The organism is Pandoraea sp. NPDC090278 (assembly GCF_044772185.1).
GTDB lineage: Bacteria > Pseudomonadota > Gammaproteobacteria > Burkholderiales > Burkholderiaceae > Pandoraea.
In genome coordinates this window covers 810,379-827,207 of sequence record NZ_JBIVYJ010000001.1, presented here as the reverse complement: position 1 = coordinate 827,207, position 16,829 = coordinate 810,379, and the positions used below count along the sequence as shown (strand labels likewise).

Below are 16,829 nucleotides of genomic sequence, written 5' to 3'. Positions count from 1 at the left end.
ACCTAAATTGTTACGCAAACATAAATGATACGGCGTCGACGCGCCAATGCGCGTGGACGCCGCAATTTGAACTCAAACGTGGACGAGCGTTCCCTCGTCTTCGCCGAGGATGACATGCTTGAGCGCGCCCGGCTTCACGATCGAGAAAACGCGCACCGGCATCTTCTGATCGCGGCACAGCGCGAAAGCCGTCGCGTCCATGACCTGCAGGTTCTTCGAGATCGCCTCGTCGAAGCTGATGGTCGAGTACTTCACTGCGTCCGGAACCTTCTTCGGGTCGGCCGAGTAAACGCCGTCGACCTTGGTCGCCTTCAGCACGACTTCGGCACCGACTTCCGAGCCACGCAGCGCAGCGGCCGTATCGGTCGTGAAGAACGGGTTGCCCGTACCAGCAGCGAAGATCACGACTTTACCCTCTTCGAGCTGACGAATCGCGCGGGGGCGGATGTACGGTTCAACGACCTGGTCCATACGCAGCGCGGATTGCACACGCGCTTCGATGCCAGCGTGACGCATCGCGTCCTGCAGCGCCAGGGCGTTCATCATCGTGGCGAGCATGCCCATGTAGTCGGCCGTCGCACGGTCCATACCTGCGGCACCGCCTGCCACACCCCGGAAAATATTGCCACCGCCGATCACGACGGCCAATTGCGTGCCCAGGCGAACGACTTCGGCAATGTCGCCAACCATCCGTTCGATGGTTGCGCGGTTGATACCGAACGAGTCGTCACCCATGAGGGCTTCACCAGAGAGCTTGAGAAGTACGCGTTTGTAAGGAGTAGACATGGCGGTCCTTAAGAAGTCTGGTCGGGCACTGTTGGGGTATTCTGGATGAAACAACGGGGACGGCACCGCCGCCCCCGGATACTACGGTACTGCGCGAATTACGACTGCTTGGCAGCGGCCACTTGAGCAGCGACTTCAGCAGCGAAGTCGTCTTGCTTCTTCTCGATGCCTTCGCCGACCACGAACATGGTGAATGCCTTGACCGTGGTGTTGTTGGCCTTGAGCATCTGCTCGACGGTTGCCTTGTCGTCCTTCACGTACGTCTGGTTGAACAGCGAGACTTCCTTCAGGAACTTCTGCACGCTGCCTTCCACCATCTTGGCGACGATCTCGGCCGGCTTGCCCGATTCCGCGGCCTTCTCGGCGGCAACCTTGCGTTCCTTCTCGATCAGATCTGCCGCGACCTGGTCGCCCGACACGGCAACCGGCTTCATGGCGGCGATGTGCATCGCGACGTTCTTGCCGACTTCAGCGTCAGCACCTTCGTACTCGACGATCACGCCGATACGCGTGCCGTGCAGGTACGAGGCCAGCTTGCCCGACGTTTCGTAACGCTGGAAGCGACGAATCGTCATGTTTTCGCCGATCTTGCCGATCAGGTCGGCACGGATCTGGTCAACGGTCTTGCCGTCGAGCGGCAGTGCCGACAGGGCCGCGACGTCAGCCGGGTTGTTCTCGGCGACCAGCTTGGCCAAGTTTTCTGCGAACTTCAGGAAGTCGTCATTCTTCGAAACGAAGTCGGTTTCGCAGTTGATTTCAACCACGGCACCCTTGCCGCCGTCGATGTAGGCCGAGATCACGCCTTCAGCCGTGATACGGCTTGCAGCCTTGCTGGCCTTGCTACCCAGCTTGACACGCAGGATTTCTTCAGCACGAACCATGTCGCCGTCGGCTTCGGTCAGCGCCTTCTTGCATTCCATCATCGGCGCATCGGTCTTGGCGCGCAGTTCGCCCACCATTGCTGCAGTAATTGCCGGCATATCGTTACTCCTGTATATCGAATCAGTCGGGAGAGGGTTTCACAAGAGCGGCCTCACTGCCCACCCTTGGCGCCCCACTCACCCGACGCGGGGAAATCGGACTAAAAAAAGGGGCGCCACAAGCAGCCCCTTTTGTTACGCAGCGGTGGCCGCTTACGCCTCTTCGTTCACTTCGACGAACTCGTCGCCTTCGCCGCGAACGGCTTCGACGACTTCCTTGACGGCGTTTGCACGGCCTTCGAGGATTGCGTCGGCGACGCCTTGCACGTACAGCTCGACAGCCTTGCTCGAGTCGTCGTTACCCGGGATCACGTAATCCACACCTTCCGGCGAGTGGTTCGTATCGACCACGGCGATCACCGGAATGCCCAGCTTGTTGGCTTCGGTGATGGCGATCTTGTGGTAGCCGACGTCGACGACGAAGATAGCGTCGGGCATGCCGCCCATTTCCTTCACGCCACCGATCGACTTTTGCAGCTTGGCCATTTCGCGATCGAACAGCAGCGCTTCCTTCTTGCTCATGCGCTCTTGCTCGCCGGCTTCCAGAGCCTGCTCCATGTCCTTGAGCTTCTTGATCGACGACTTCAGCGTCTTGAAGTTCGTCAGCATGCCGCCCAGCCAACGGTTGTTGACGTAAGGCATACCGGCACGTGCTGCGGCTTCCGCCACGATGTCACGCGCCTGACGCTTCGTGCCCACGAACAGGATCGTGCCGCGGTTTGCTGCCAGTTGACGCACGTACTTCAGTGCGTCCTGGTACATCGGCAACGTCTTTTCGAGGTTGATGATGTGAATCTTGTTGCGATGGCCGAAGATATAGGGGGCCATCTTGGGGTTCCAGAAACGGGTTTGGTGACCAAAGTGGACGCCCGCTTCCAGCATCTGACGCATCGTGACAGACATGTGATTCTCCGTGAGGGTTAGGTCTTAGACCGGCTGCCGTACCCGTTTCGTCAGACTGCCATACAGCTTTGCATGACCCGCCTGCGAAGATCGGGCACCCTGGGTGCGCCGGCCCGCGATTTCAAAATTTCCAAGCCGAGAAGACCGATCGTTGCCCGGCGAATCACCGAATTCGGCGCCTTTCAGCACCAACTTGGGGCTAAACACCCCAAAACTCCGGCGAATCGCACTAAAAACCAAGGGGAAACCCTTGACCATATTGACAACTCGTCCTCGACTTAGCCCGAGATTATAGCATCGCACTGCGCCATCACTCAAGAGGCTCGTGAACTTGCGATGACAGACCCCGAATGCCCGGTTTGCGCGGCATACCGGCCGGTTCGGCATCGCTTCCGACGACGCTATCGGAACCGCGGAAATTCACCGTCGGAATGCTCCGAAATCCACGCCGCGCAAGGCCGAAACCCGGCCAAAACCCTCCATTGGTGCGATAATGCGTCACTGTTTCCGCAATTTGTCCGATTCCGCAATGGCCATCACTCTCAAAAATGCCCACGACATTGAAATGATGCGCGTCGCTTGCCGCCTGGCGAGCGAAGTGCTCGATTTCATTACGCCGCACGTGCGCGCCGGCGTCACCACCGGGGAGCTCGACCGCCTCTGCCACGAATTCATGATCAAGGAACAGGGCACCGTCCCTGCGCCGCTGAACTACCAGCCGCCCGGCTACCCGCCCTACCCCAAGGCCACCTGCATCTCGGTCAACGACGTGATCTGCCATGGCATTCCCGGCGACAAGGCCCTCAAGAACGGCGACGCCCTGAACATTGACATCACTGTCATCAAGGACGGCTACTTCGGCGACACCAGTCGTATGTTCATCGTCGGCGATGGCACGATCCTGGCCAAACGTCTGGCGCAGGTTACCTATGAGTGCATGTGGCTCGGCATCAACCAGGTGCGCCCGGGCGCGCGTCTCGGCGACATCGGCCAGGCGATCCAGACGCACGCCGAGGCGCAGGGCTACAGTGTCGTGCGCGAGTATTGTGGGCACGGGATCGGCCAGGTGTTCCATGAAGATCCGCAAATCCTGCACTATGGACGTCAAGGCACCGGTCTGGAATTGCAGGCCGGCATGATCTTCACCATCGAACCGATGATCAACGCTGGCAAGCGCGAAATTCGGACGATGCCCGATCAGTGGACCGTCAAGACGCGAGACCGCAGCCTGTCGGCCCAGTGGGAACATACCGTGCTGGTGACGGAAACGGGCCACGAGGTGCTGACGCATTCAGCACAGACGCCTGCACCGCCGCCGGGCTCGTCGTACGTCACGTCGTTCGCAGCAGCGGCTTAACAACGTAAGAATCGTTAGATTCCAACGAAGCAGTAACGTCCGGCCGTCGGCAACTCTGACGGCCGCCCGGCCCGGCCTCGCAGCACTCCGCAGCGCGTTGCCGTGCCTGACTCGTTTATCCACCCCCTGGAAGCCGCCATGCACGCACGTGCACACGCCCCTTCTCCGCTACGTCAGGCCCTCAAGGACCGCAAGGCCGAACTCGTCGAACGATTTGTCGCAAACGGCAAGATCGACGGGCTTCTGCACGGTTTGTGCCACGCTGTCGATCAGGCCATGCGCGATGCGTGGGCCGAGTACCGGATGCCGGACGACTTCGCGCTCGTGGCGGTCGGCGGTTACGGACGCGGCGAGCTGTATCCGTATTCGGACGTGGACATTCTGTTGTTGCATCCAGGCACAGACGGCGAGGCGCTGACGTCGCACGTCGAGCCGTTCATCGGATTTCTTTGGGATATCGGCGTCGAGATCGGTTCATCGGTGCGCACTGTCGACGAGTGCATCTCCGAAGCACAGGCCGACATTACGGTGCAAACGAGCCTGCTGGAGGCGCGTCTGCTCACCGGCAATCAAGCGCTGTTCGACGAATTTCAACGACGTTTCGCCGACGACCTCGACCCGCTCGCGTTCTTCAGGAGCAAGCAACTCGAGATCCGTCAGCGCCACGCGAAGTATCAGGACACCCCGTACAGCCTGGAGCCGAACTGCAAGGAAAGCCCGGGCGGCCTGCGCGACCTGCAAGTGATTCTGTGGATGACGAAGGCGGCGGGGCTCGGTAATAGCTGGGCGGAGCTTTCCACGAGGGATCTGCTGACGGATCGCGAACTCAAGGAGCTGCGTCGAAACGAGCAATTCCTCAAGGGTTTGCGAGCGCGGCTCCATTTGCTGGCACGCCGTCGGCAGGACGTGCTGGTATTCGACCTTCAGACGGCCCTCGCGCAAAGCCTCGGCTTCGACGCCACGACGACGAAGCGCGCCAGCGAGCAACTCATGCGGCGCTACTACTGGGCTGCAAAGGCGGTCTCGCAGCTCAATACCGTGCTGCTGCTGAACGTTGAAGCCCGGCTGTTCCCGCAAACCAGCGGCGTCACTCGCGTGATCAACGAGCGCTTCGTCGAGAAGCAAGGGATGATCGAGATCGTCGACGACGAACTGTACACACGTCATCCGAATGCGATTCTCGAAACGTTCCTGCTGTACGAGCAAGTCGTCGGGGTAAAAGGGTTGTCTGCCAGAACCCTGCGAGCGCTCTACAACGCGCGCGAACTCATGAACGGACAGTGGCGTGCGGACCCTGAGAACCGTCGCACATTCCTCGAGATTTTGCAGCAGCCGCAGGGCATCACCCATGCATTGCGGCTGATGAACCAGACGAGTGTGCTGGGCCGCTACCTAATCAACTTCCGTCGCGTGGTCGGGCAGATGCAGCACGATCTGTATCACGTGTACACCGTCGATCAGCACATTCTGATGGTCGTGCGTAATATTCGCCGTTTCGCGGTCGCGGAACATACGCATGAGTACCCGTTCTGCAGTCAGTTGATCGCGAACTTCGACCGTCCGTGGGTGCTGACGATCGCCGCCCTCTTCCACGATATTGCGAAGGGCCGTGGCGGTGACCACTCGACGCTCGGCATGGTCGACGCGCGCACTTTCTGCACGCGTCACGGCATCTCGAAGGAAGACACCGATCTGATCGTCTGGCTGGTCGGTGAACATCTGACGATGAGCACCGTGGCACAGAAGCAGGACACCACCGATCCGGACGTCATCCGACGTTTTGCGGAGAAGGTCGAAAACGAGCGTCGCCTGACCGCGCTTTACCTGCTCACTGTGGCAGACATTCGCGGCACCAGTCCGAAAGTATGGAACGCATGGAAAGGCAAGCTGCTCGAAGACCTTTATCGTCTGACGTTGCAGGTACTGGGCGGTGCCAACCCGGACCCGCACGCGCAATTGAAGACGCGCAAGGAAGAAGCGCTCGGACTGCTGCGCCTGTACACCGTGCCGGAGCGCGCGCAGGAAGCGCTCTGGAACACGCTGGACGTCGCGTACTTTCTGCGCAACGACCCGGCAGACGTGGCGTGGCAAACGCGCCATCTGTGGCGACATGTCGACAGTGCATCGCCCATCGTCAAAGCGCGTCCGTCGCCCATCGGCGAAGGGTTACAGGTGTTGGTTTATGTGCGCGATCAGGTCGATCTGTTCGCGCGTATCTGTGGCTACTTCGAGCGCAAGGGACTGTCGATTCTCGATGCCAAAGTGCACACCACCAGCCAGGGCTTCGCGCTCGACAGCTTCTTGCTGACCGACCCGGGCCTCGACACCAGTTATCGCGACATCATCAATCTGGTGGAAAGCGAACTGGTGTCGTTGCTCACACGGGAAGAGCCTCTGGCAGAACCGAGCAAGGGGCGTCTGCCGCGCCGCTCGCGCAGCTTTCCGGTCACGCCTCGTGTCGATCTCCGGCCCGACGAACGTGGCCAGTACTACTTGCTATCGGTGTCGGCCAACGACCGCACCGGTTTGCTTTATGCGGTCGCTCGCGTGCTTGCGCGTCACGGCGTCAGCGTGCGAACCGCCCGCATCAATACCCTCGGCGAACGTGTCGAAGACACGTTCCTGCTCGACGGCAGCCGTTTGCAGGATAGTCGCCTGCAAATTGCCGTCGAGACCGAATTACTCGAAGCATTGGAACCATGAGCGATACCCCGCGCGCCAAACTGAGCGCCAAACACCCCCGCACCCTCGACAAGACGCGCGCCCCTGTGCGCTCGGCTGGCGCATTGAAGCGTCCGACCAAGTCCGTACCCGCGTCGATGCTCGATGCCAGCGGCGTGAAGAAACCTGCCGGAAAACCGGCACGTCCGCGTCCGGCGGACGATAACGCAACACCCGGTGGCGCTCGTCGCCCGGCCAGCAGCGGCACAGCACCGCGCAAGCCAGCAGGTGGCGGCGCGCCCTACGAAAAACGTCCGACGGGCGAACGTCCGCCCGCACGTGGTCAACGCGAACGCGTTGCCGGTGCACGCCCTGCCCGTTTTGACGACGAGTCCCGTGCACGTCGTGACTTCGATGATCGCGCGCCGCGTCGCTTCGACGAAGACCGTCCGCGTCGCAACACCGAAGGGGCTGCTCGTGGCGATTTCGCTCGCCCGGTGAAGCGTGATTTTGATAATCGTGCACCGCGCCGCTTTGACGAAGACCGTCCGCGTCGCAATAGTGAAGGTGGCGCACGTGGCGGCTTCGATGATCGCGCACCACGTCGCTTCGATGAAGATCGCCCGCGTCGCAATACCGAAGGTGGTGCACGTGGCGACTTCGCCCGTCCGGTGAAGCGTGACTTCGATAATCGTGCGCCGCGTCGTTTTGATGAAGACCGTCCGCGCCGCAATACCGAAGGTGGCGCTCGTGGCGATTTCGCTCGTCCTGTGAAGCGTGACTTCGATGATCGCGCACCGCGTCGCAACACCGAGAGCGGTGCACGTGGCGGCTTCGGTGATCACGCGCCGCGTCGCTTCGACGAAGACCGCCCGCGTCGTAATACCGAAGGTGGTGCACGTGGCGACTTCGCGCGTCCAGTGAAGCGTGACTCCGATAATCGCGCACCGCGTCGCTTTGACGAAGACCGTCCGCGTCGTAATACCGAAGGTGGTGCACGTGGCGACTTCGCACGTCCTGCCAAGCGCGACTTCGACGATCGTGCGCCGCGTCGCTTCGATGAAGACCGCCCCCGTCGCAATACCGAGGGCGGCGCACGTGGCGGCTTCGATGATCGCGCGCCGCGTCGCACGAACGAAGGGGCCCCGCGCGGCCGCTTCTCGCGCGACGATCGCGACAACCAAGCGAACCGCGCCGCACGTCCCTCGCGTGCACCGCGAGTCGAGCGCGACGACGATGACGACGATATCAAGATCCACCACGACGCCGAAGGCTCGCTGCGTTTGTCCAAGCGGATGTCCGAACTCGGCCTGTGCTCGCGTCGCGAAGCGGACGAGTGGATCGCCAAGGGCTGGGTCCGCGTCGACGGCAAGGTGGTGAAGGAGCTGGGCACGAAAATTCTGCCCACGCAGGAAATCACCGTCGTGCAAGCCGCGCAGAAGGAACAAGCCAATCGCGTCACGATCCTGCTGCACAAGCCGGTGGGTTACGTCTCGGGTCAGGCGGAAGACGGATACGATCCCGCTGTCGTACTGGTGACCAGCGAACATCACTGGGCCGAAGACGACGCCGGCGTGCGCTTCTCGCCGTCGCATCTGCGCAGCCTGGCACCTGCCGGACGTCTCGACATCGACTCCACGGGTCTGCTCGTCCTCACACAGGACGGCCGCATTGCCAAGCAGTTGATCGGCGAGGATTCGGACATCGAAAAGGAGTATCTCGTGCGCGTGTCGTACAACGAGCACTCGCAGAACGTTCAGGCGCACTTCCCGGCCGATCGCCTGGCGCTGCTGCGTCATGGACTTGAGCTTGACGATCAACCGCTCAAGCCCGCACAGGTCGACTGGCAGAACCCGGAGCAACTTCGCTTCGTGCTCAAGGAAGGCAAGAAGCGTCAGATTCGCCGCATGTGCGAACTGGTCGGTTTGCACGTGACGGGCCTCAAGCGAGTGCGCATGGGACAAATCACCCTAGGCAACCTGCCTGTGGGCGAATGGCGTTACCTGCGCACTGGCGAAGGGTTCTGATTCGGCGACGATTCACCCATCGCGGCCATGAAAAAGCCCGCCATTACGGCGGGCTTTTTTTGTGTCGTCTCCGGCAAGCGCCAGGGTGAAACGTCAATCGCAGATCAGCGATACATCAACCCCGGCGTCGCACTCAATCGTCACTATTCGGATCGAGCCCCGGGAAGAGGATCTCCGTAAAGCCGAATTTGCTGAAGTCGGTAATTCGCATTGGATAGAGCTTGCCGATCAGATGGTCGCACTCGTGCTGCACGACACGTGCATGAAATCCTTCTGCCACGCGGTCGATGGCGTGACCATGCTGGTCGAATCCTTCGTAGCGCAGCATCGAATAGCGGTTGACCATACCGCGCAGCCCCGGCACCGACAGGCAGCCTTCCCAGCCCTCTTCCATGTCCTGCGTCAACGGCGTAATGACCGGGTTGATCAGCACGGTTTCAGGCACTTCCGGGGCGTCCGGATAGCGCTCGTTGTGCTCGAAGCCGAAGATCACCACTTGCAGATCGACGCCGATCTGCGGTGCGGCAAGCCCGGCGCCGTTCGCATGCTTCATGGTCTCGAACATGTCGGCTATAAGCTCGTCCAACTCGGGCGTGCCGAACTGTTCGACGGGTTTGGCGATACGCAGCAAGCGCGGATCGCCCATCTTCAGAATGTCGCGAATCATCGGTTCGGTCCTCACATCAAAGCGCGGCCAACATCGCGCGCATAGCGTCCTCATCGAGCACGGGCACGCCCAGTGCCTCAGCCTTTGCCAACTTGCTGCCCGCCTCTGCGCCCGCGACCACGTAGTCCGTTTTCGCAGACACCGAGCCAGCAACCTTTGCTCCTTGCGCTTCGAGCATTGCCTTCGCGTCGTCACGCGAGAGCGTCGGCAATGTTCCGGTCAACACAAACGTCTTGCCCGCCAGCGGCAACGGTGCAACGGCCGCCGGTTCCGACTCCGGCCAGGTGACGCCCGCCGCCCGCAGTTGCTCGATCACTTCGACATTATGATCTTCGCAGAAGAAATTGTTGATCGACTCGGCCACAATCGGTCCGACGTCCGGAACGGCCAGCAGTTCCGTCAGATCGGAATCGCGTTTGCAGACGGCGATCAGGTTGTCGAGCTTGCCGAAGTGCCGCGCAAGATCCTTCGCCGTCGCTTCACCGACGTGGCGAATACCCAGCGCAAAGATAAAGCGCGCCAGCGTGGTGTGACGCGCTGTCTCCAGCGCCGTGACGAGATTGGCGGCCGATTTGTCGGCCATCCGGTCGAGCGCAGCGAGCTTTGCCACACCCAGCTTGAACAGGTCGGCCGGGGTCCGAATGATCTGCTGATCGACCAGTTGCTCCACCAGCTTGTCGCCGAGCCCCTCGATATCGAGTGCGCGACGCTGCGCGAAATGCAGCAGCGCCTGCTTGCGTTGTGCGGCGCAAATCAGCCCGCCGGTGCATCGTGCGATCGCTTCGTCCGGAAGCTTCTCGATGGCGGAACCGCACACCGGACACTCAGTGGGCATCACGAAAGCACGCGCGTCGTCGGGGCGACGGTCCAGCACCGATCCGACGACTTCGGGAATCACGTCGCCCGCGCGACGCACGATCACCGTGTCGCCGATCATCACGTCTTTGCGACGGATTTCGTCCTCGTTGTGCAGCGTGGCATTCGTCACTGTCGCGCCGCCGACGAACACTGGCGCGAGTCGCGCCACCGGTGTGATCGCCCCCGTACGTCCCACTTGCACTTCGATGTCGAGCAATGTCGTCAGCGCTTCCTGCGCCGGAAATTTGTGCGCCAATGCGAAGCGCGGGGCGCGCGAGACGAAGCCGAGACGATCCTGCTCGTCGCGACGGTTGACCTTGTAGACCACGCCGTCGATGTCGTAAGGCAACGACGCGCGCGCCTCACCGACTTCGCGGTAGAACTTCAGCAGTCCTTGCGCGCCCTGCACGACTTCCCGCTTGTCGTTGACCGGAATACCCAGCGTCACATACCAGTCGAGCAAGGCCGAATGCGTCTCGGGCATCGGCACACCGACCAGTTCCCCAACACCATAGGCGAAGAACGACAACGGACGCTTGGCCGTAATCTTCGAATCGAGTTGGCGCAGACTGCCCGCTGCCGCGTTGCGCGGATTGACGAAAACCTTCTCGCCAGCCGCCTCCTGCGCCTCGTTAAGCTTGTCGAAGTCTGCACGGAACATCAACACTTCGCCGCGCACTTCGAGCACTTCGGGCGGATTTTCGCTATCGAGTTTGAGGGGGATTTTCTTGATGGTACGGATGTTGGCGGTGACATCCTCGCCCGTCGTGCCGTCGCCGCGCGTCGCGGCTTGCACGAGCACACCCTGCTCGTAGCGCAATGCAATGGCCAGACCGTCGAACTTCAGCTCGGCGGCATACTCAACCGGCGCACCGAACAGATCGCCGGATGACGCATTACCCGCCCCCGCAGCACCCGCCGCATCGGGACGCAGTCCGTCGCTCACGCGCCGGTCGAACGCCTCGACGTCTTCATCGGCAAAGCCATTGTTCAACGAGAGCATCGGCACACGATGCACCACCGGTGCGAATCCGTCGACGGGCTTGCCCCCGACACGCTGGGTGGGCGAATCGGCCCGCTGCAACTCGGGATGCGCGCTTTCCAGCCCGACGAGTTCGCCAAAGAGACGGTCGTACTCGGCATCGGGAACGAGCGGCGCGTCGTCTTCGTAATATGCGCGGTTGTGGCGGGCTAGCTCGTTACGCAACTCGGCGGCACGTTGTGCGGCGGCCGTAGCATCGGCTGGCGTAGGGGCGTTCGCGCCCTGACCCGGAACGGAAGTTTGGGACATGCGTGCAAGACTCGGGATACGAGAAGTCAGAACATTATGCCTTCGACGTGCGCCATGCGCGCCGTCGATAGGAGCAATCCATCGGAACAAAAACGCCGCTCACCCGACGGTGAACGGCGTGCATCGAATGCGACGGCAGGCCACGTGAATCCGGCCTTGCCCGAACGCAGCAAATCGCCCTGAACTTACTGGCTGAACAGACGGCGCGTGACAGGCGAACCTGCCGGAAGACCACGCGCTTCAAGGCGCTCGTAAAGCTTGAGCAACTGTTTGTCGACGTTTTGCAGCGCAGCATCCGAGAGCGGACGGCGTTGATCGTCCACCACGCGGCCACCGATACGCTGCCCGATCGAACGCGCGTAATCGCACATCAGACGGAACGGCAGGAGGTCCTCGTCGGCCACTGGCACATCGAGCAGCATGGTGATCAGATCGCCGCCCTTGTACGTCAGGTCGTCGCGCAGGAAGTTGGTGTCGCCAAATTGCAGCATGAACACCGGGTTCTGACGCGAATCGAGTTTGACGAAACGCATGCCGTCGCGCGAAAGCAGCAAACCGTCTTGTGTCGCGACGGCTTGCACGTAGTTGGCCGACCACGGCGCGCCGTCCGACAGCACGTTGACCGACAACTGCGCGTCGCATTGCGCGGCAAAGCTGTCGAGTTCACGGCCACGGGCGACCGTTTCCATCATGTCGGGCAATTCAGGCAAGGCATCGACTGCATCCGCCAGCGTCTGCACGAGATTCGAGAACTCGGAGAACTCGACTTCGTTGAGAGCGCCTGCGCGATTGGCCAGTTGCACAGCCATGCGCAGTTGGTGATATCGGCCGCCCGTGCGAATCGGCTCCCATGCGGACGCTTCATCGACGCGGCCCTCCACGTTCACGGGCTTGCTGCCCGCACGACGCATGCGCACCGTCAGCGGCATCAGTCGTTCGGCGGCCACCACGTTCGCCAGCGGCAACTCGACGATGCAGTCGATGCGTTCGTCGATGATCGGCGGCGGACCGCTCGGCGCCGCCGGACGCGCGGCTGAAACCGGTGCTGCCGATGCTGCGGGTGCAGGCATCGCAGCGTCGTTGGATGTCGGGGCCGCATCGGCTTGCGGCGCCTGCGCTTCGGCATCGGGCGCCGCAGCGGCGTTAGCGGCAGCCCCCGCCGTGGCAGCGTCTACCGTGTCGTCGGCGGCCAGTTCGGCGTCGACGCGCGCGACTGCACTGGCCGCTGCCGCATCCTGCGCATCGCGGCGTTGCGCCTCATCGGCCTCATATGCGTCATGCGGCTGGACGGGCGCCGTGTCGGCAACCACGTCCGACTCGCCACCGTCCGCAGCCCGCGCAGCCGCTTCCTGCGCGGCACGCTTGCGCGCTGCCGGTGGAGCGTCCCAGGCATCTTCGTTGATGGCAAAGGCATCTTGCACCGACGTACCGGCGGCCGCCGGTCCAAGCGTCGGCTCGCGACGCTCGCCCGACTGTGCGGGCACGCGCGGCGGCGACAGCGTCGGTTCGATGAACGGGCGGTCGTCGTCGGCGTCGGGCGTGCCAGCGGTTGCATCGATACCCGCACCGTCGACCGGCATGCGACGCGGTATGCGCGCGCGTGCCTTGCTGCCTTGCCAGGCGTTATAGGCCACCACTCCCAGCAGTACCACTACCCCTGCGGCAATCAAGCTCAGCTGCAGTTCATTCATGCGCGGCGTTCCTCTCTCTTCTCCATCGTAGGCGCGGGGTCAGGCGATCTCGGCCAGATTGATCGCAGACTCCATGTCCACTGCCACGATCCGCGACACCCCTTGTTCCTGCATGGTGACGCCGATGAGCTGATTGGCCATTTCCATCGCGATTTTGTTATGCGAAATAAATACGAATTGGGTACGGTCCGACATGCGCGCCACCATCTTGGCGTAGCGCTCGGTGTTGGCGTCGTCGAGCGGCGCGTCCACCTCGTCAAGCAAACAGAACGGCGCGGGATTGAGCTGGAACATCCCGAACACCAGCGCAATGGCCGTGAGCGCCTTCTCTCCCCCTGACAGCAGATGGATCGTAGAGTTCTTCTTGCCCGGCGGTTGCGCCATGACCTGCACACCGGCGTCGAGAATTTCGTCGCCGGTCATGATGAGCTTCGCCTGGCCACCGCCGAACAGCATCGGGAAGAGTTCGCCGAAATGCTTGTTCACTTCGTCGAACGTGCCTTGCAGCAACACACGCGTCTCTTCGTCGATCTTGCGGATGGCACCTTCGAGGGTCTCGATGGCATCGTTCAGGTCAGCCGATTGCGCATCGAGGAAGACCTTGCGCTCGCGCGCCGTCTCCAGCTCTTCGAGCGCGGCCATGTTGACCGGTCCGAGCGCGTTGATCGCGTTGTTGATGCGCGTGACTTCGCCTTGCAGGTACGACGGCTTCATATCCGCCGTCAGCTTCGCGGAGAGCGCCTCTTCGTCCACTTCGGCCGTCGTCAGCTGCTCGACGAACTGCTCGCGATTCAGGCGCGCCGCCTGCTCCTTCAACTGCAATTCCGTGATGCGATCGCGCAGGGGCTGCAAACCCCGCTCTGCGGCCAGCCGCTCTTCGTCGCTTTGACGCAGTTTTTGCGTCAGTGCATCGAGTTCGATGCGGGCTGCCCCCAGAATCTCTTCCTTCTCGGCGCGCAGTTCGAGTGCGTCCTGCAAACCGTTTTCGGCGGTCTGCTCGGTGATCAGCGCGAGTTCTGCCTGCGCCTGCTCAATCGAGACGACGAGGCGCTCAGCCTGTTCGAGCGCCGTCTGAATGCTGCGGCGATGCTCGTCGATCTTGCTGGAGATGCCCTTCTGGCCGTACGACGCTTCCTGCGCCAGACGTTCCAGTTCACGGGCGCGATTCCGCGCATCGGACAACTGACTGTCGAGCGATTCGAATTCGAGCTGACCGTCTTCGAACGTAGCCTGCAACTCGGCCAAACGCGCGTCGCTTTGCTCGAAGTTCGCCTCCGACTCGGCGCGCATCGCCAGTTGCTCTTCGATCTGTGCGGCGATTTCACGCAGCTCTTCATCGATCTGCGTGCTGCGGGCGTTGTAGCGCTCGTAAGCCTGCGTGAGCTTGAGCACGTCCATCTGCAAGGCGTGAACGCGTTGCGTGGCGCGCTCGGCGCGGCCGCGCACTTCGCTGAGCGCCTGCGCAGCCTGACTGTAGGCCGCATCGGCACGTACGGCGGCCGACTTGGCTTCGTCGGAAAGCAATGCCTGCGCACGCAGTTGCTTACCCAGATTCTCGATTTCTTGCTGACGGGCGAGCAAACCGGCCTGTTCGGAGTCCGCCGCATAAAGCTGAACGCCGACACGCGTGACCTGATGGCCTGCCTTGACGACAATCGACGCGCCTTCCGGCAACTGCGCACGGGCGATCATGGCCTGCGCGAGATCGTCGGCAACGAACACGTGGCCGAGCCATTCCTGCAGTACAGCGCGCAGGCCCGGATCGTCGATGCGCAGCAACGACAGCAGCGGACGCAGCGACGCCGGCGCTTCCACCGGTCGCGCAGCCGGCGGCGGCGAATAGAACGCCAGCTTGGCTGGCGGCGCATCGCTCGCGAAGGCCTTCACCCAATCGAGATTGCTGATTTCGAGCGCAGCGAGACGTTCGCGCAGCACCGACTCGAGCGCCGGCTCCCAGCCCGGCTCGATATGCAGCTTCTTCCACAGACGCGGCAATTGCGCCAGCTCGTGCTTGTCGAGCCACGGCTGCACCTTGCCTTCCGTCTGGACACTTTCCTGGAGTTGCTTGAGGGCCGTCAGACGTGCCTCAAGCTGCGCGATCGTGGCCGCTTCCGACTGCACGCGCGCCTGTGCTTCGGCACGCTCGGCCTCGAGTCGCGGCAAACGCTCTTCGGCGTCGGCCAATTCGGCCTGCGCGTCTTCGAGCATCGCCTGATGTTCGGCGAGGTCGCCGCGCTGCAGCTCAAGCTCGGCTTCGTCGGGCTTGTCGAGCCCTCGCGCTTCGCCCTGCAAACGCTCCTGACGCTGCTGCAACTGCTGCAACGCCTGATCGGCATTGCGCTGATGCGCGGCTTCGAGTTTCAGACTCTGCTCGACCTGCGCGATCTCGCTGCGTTGCTCGTTGAGCAGGTTCTGCGCGTCGCGCCAGCCGGATTCGAGGGCGGGCAGCGCCTCGTTCTGATCGGCGGCCTGGTCCTGCGCAGTCGCCGCACGTTCCTCGGCGATGATGAGTTCTTCTTCGGCGAGTGCGAGTTCTTCTTCCGACTGCGCCGAACGGGCCTGCCACTGCTCGCGCTGCGAGGTCAGCGCCGCCAACTGGGCCTGCACGCGATTGCGCGACTCGACCACGTAACGAATTTCGGCTTCGAGACGGCTGACTTCCGAGTTCGCTTCGTACATGGCGCCTTGCGCGGCCTGTACGGCGTCGGTGGCCGTGTAGTGCGCGGCGCGCAGCGTTTCGAGATCGGACTCCGAGCCGCGCAGACGCGACATCTGCGCTTCCAGATCGACCTGCGCCGACTCGATGGCGCGCTGCTGGCGTTCCTGCTCGTTCTGCGCTTCGTTCTTGCGAAGCAGCCAGAGCAACTGCTGCTTTTCTTCACCGTCGCGCTGCAAGTCCTTGAATCGATTGGCGACGACTGCCTGCGATTCAAGCTTTTCGAGGTTGGTGCCGAGTTCGCGAAGAATGTCTTCCACGCGCGTCAGGTTTTCGCGCGTGTCTTGCAAACGGTTCTCGGTCTCGCGACGGCGCTCCTTGTACTTGGAGACGCCCGCGGCTTCTTCGAGAAACACGCGCAACTCTTCCGGCTTCGCTTCGATGATTCGCGAAATCATCCCCTGCCCGATGATGGCGTAGGCGCGTGGCCCAAGGCCCGTGCCGAGGAAGATGTCCTGAATGTCGCGGCGGCGTGCCGGCAGGTTATTGATGTAGTAACTGGAGGTGCCGTCGCGCGTGAGCACGCGCTTGACGGCGATTTCTGCGTATTGGCTCCACTGCCCGGCGGCGCGCCCGGCGCTGTTGTCGAACACCAGTTCGACGCTCGCGCGGCTCGCCTGCTTGCGGGCGGTCGATCCGTTGAAAATCACGTCCTGCATCGATTCGCCGCGCAGCTCGGAAGCGCGCGACTCGCCGAGCACCCAGCGCACGGCATCGATGATGTTGGATTTGCCGCACCCGTTCGGGCCGACGATCCCGACCAGTTGGCCGGGCACCGCGAAGTTCGTCGGGTCGACGAAAGATTTGAAGCCAGCGAGTTTGATGGAAGTCAGACGCACGGCAGGTTCGCTTTATCGGTCATTGAATGATAGGAAAGACGCAGACGCGCTAG

The 16,829-nt window shown here is 62.3% G+C and carries 10 protein-coding genes; 3 read left to right on the top strand and 7 right to left on the bottom strand.

What is annotated here, in order from left to right; genetic code table 11:
• Positions 1-72 precede the first annotated feature (72 nt).
• The 3 genes from pyrH to rpsB all read right to left on the bottom strand — a co-directional run bounded on the left by pyrH (position 73) and on the right by rpsB (position 2,669).
• The gene (gene pyrH, locus ACIQWO_RS03600) at positions 73-786 is read right to left on the bottom strand and encodes a UMP kinase (RefSeq protein WP_039398734.1); all 714 of its coding nucleotides are present in this window, start codon (positions 784-786) and stop codon (positions 73-75) included.
• A 98-nt stretch (positions 787-884) separates the two neighbouring features.
• Positions 885-1,766, bottom strand: coding sequence for a translation elongation factor Ts (tsf, locus tag ACIQWO_RS03595; protein WP_402819248.1), 882 nt, complete (start codon positions 1,764-1,766; stop codon positions 885-887).
• A gap of 153 nt (positions 1,767-1,919) precedes the next feature.
• A complete protein-coding gene (gene rpsB, locus ACIQWO_RS03590) occupies positions 1,920-2,669 on the bottom strand; it encodes a 30S ribosomal protein S2 (protein ID WP_039398738.1) in 750 nt (249 codons plus the stop codon).
• Between the two features lie 493 nt (positions 2,670-3,162).
• Here rpsB and map point away from each other — a divergent pair, with 493 nt between their 5' ends.
• The 3 genes from map (at position 3,163) to ACIQWO_RS03575 (ending at position 8,714) form a co-directional block, all read left to right on the top strand.
• Entirely contained in the window at positions 3,163-4,026 is an 864-nt protein-coding gene (gene map / locus ACIQWO_RS03585; RefSeq protein ID WP_402819245.1) for a type I methionyl aminopeptidase, read from the top strand.
• Positions 4,027-4,164: 138 nt separating this feature from the next.
• Positions 4,165-6,729 carry a [protein-PII] uridylyltransferase gene (locus tag ACIQWO_RS03580; protein WP_402819242.1) on the top strand — a complete coding sequence of 855 codons (2,565 nt, stop codon included), beginning with the start codon at positions 4,165-4,167 and terminating at the stop codon, positions 6,727-6,729.
• Positions 6,726-8,714 carry a pseudouridine synthase gene (locus ACIQWO_RS03575; RefSeq protein WP_402819239.1) on the top strand — a complete coding sequence of 663 codons (1,989 nt, stop codon included), beginning with the start codon at positions 6,726-6,728 and terminating at the stop codon, positions 8,712-8,714. Before ACIQWO_RS03580 ends, ACIQWO_RS03575 begins: the two co-directional genes overlap by 4 nt.
• Positions 8,715-8,847: 133 nt before the next feature.
• On the opposite strand, the gene def is transcribed toward ACIQWO_RS03575, so the two are convergent.
• The 4 genes from def to smc form a co-directional block, all read right to left on the bottom strand.
• Positions 8,848-9,381 (bottom strand): peptide deformylase, encoded by a 534-nt coding sequence (def, locus tag ACIQWO_RS03570; RefSeq protein ID WP_039398748.1) that lies wholly within the window; start codon positions 9,379-9,381, stop codon positions 8,848-8,850.
• 16 nt (positions 9,382-9,397) lie between these two features.
• On the bottom strand, positions 9,398-11,530 hold the full coding sequence (ligA, locus tag ACIQWO_RS03565) for an NAD-dependent DNA ligase LigA (protein ID WP_402819235.1): 2,133 nt from the start codon (positions 11,528-11,530) through the stop codon (positions 9,398-9,400).
• Positions 11,531-11,715: 185 nt separating this feature from the next.
• Positions 11,716-13,221, bottom strand: coding sequence for a cell division protein ZipA C-terminal FtsZ-binding domain-containing protein (locus tag ACIQWO_RS03560; RefSeq protein WP_402819232.1), 1,506 nt, complete (start codon positions 13,219-13,221; stop codon positions 11,716-11,718).
• Positions 13,222-13,260: 39 nt separating this feature from the next.
• Positions 13,261-16,776 (bottom strand): chromosome segregation protein SMC, encoded by a 3,516-nt coding sequence (gene smc / locus ACIQWO_RS03555; RefSeq protein ID WP_402819229.1) that lies wholly within the window; start codon positions 16,774-16,776, stop codon positions 13,261-13,263.
• Between the last annotated feature and the right edge of the window lie 53 nt (positions 16,777-16,829).

Bases quoted from the DNA above. Each gene is read 5' to 3' on its own strand.
- map (WP_402819245.1), top strand. From the start codon at position 3,163: ATGCGTCACTGTTTCCGCAATTTGTCCGATTCCGCAATGGCCATCACT.
- ACIQWO_RS03575 (WP_402819239.1), top strand. From the start codon at position 6,726: ATGAGCGATACCCCGCGCGCCAAACTGAGCGCCAAACACCCCCGCACC.
- rpsB (WP_039398738.1), bottom strand. From the start codon at position 2,669: ATGTCTGTCACGATGCGTCAGATGCTGGAAGCGGGCGTCCACTTTGGT.
- ACIQWO_RS03560 (WP_402819232.1), bottom strand. From the start codon at position 13,221: ATGAATGAACTGCAGCTGAGCTTGATTGCCGCAGGGGTAGTGGTACTG.
- def (WP_039398748.1), bottom strand. From the start codon at position 9,381: ATGATTCGCGACATTCTGAAGATGGGCGATCCGCGCTTGCTGCGTATC.
- pyrH (WP_039398734.1), bottom strand. From the start codon at position 786: ATGTCTACTCCTTACAAACGCGTACTTCTCAAGCTCTCTGGTGAAGCC.
- ligA (WP_402819235.1), bottom strand. From the start codon at position 11,530: ATGTCCCAAACTTCCGTTCCGGGTCAGGGCGCGAACGCCCCTACGCCA.
- ACIQWO_RS03580 (WP_402819242.1), top strand. From the start codon at position 4,165: ATGCACGCACGTGCACACGCCCCTTCTCCGCTACGTCAGGCCCTCAAG.
- tsf (WP_402819248.1), bottom strand. From the start codon at position 1,766: ATGCCGGCAATTACTGCAGCAATGGTGGGCGAACTGCGCGCCAAGACC.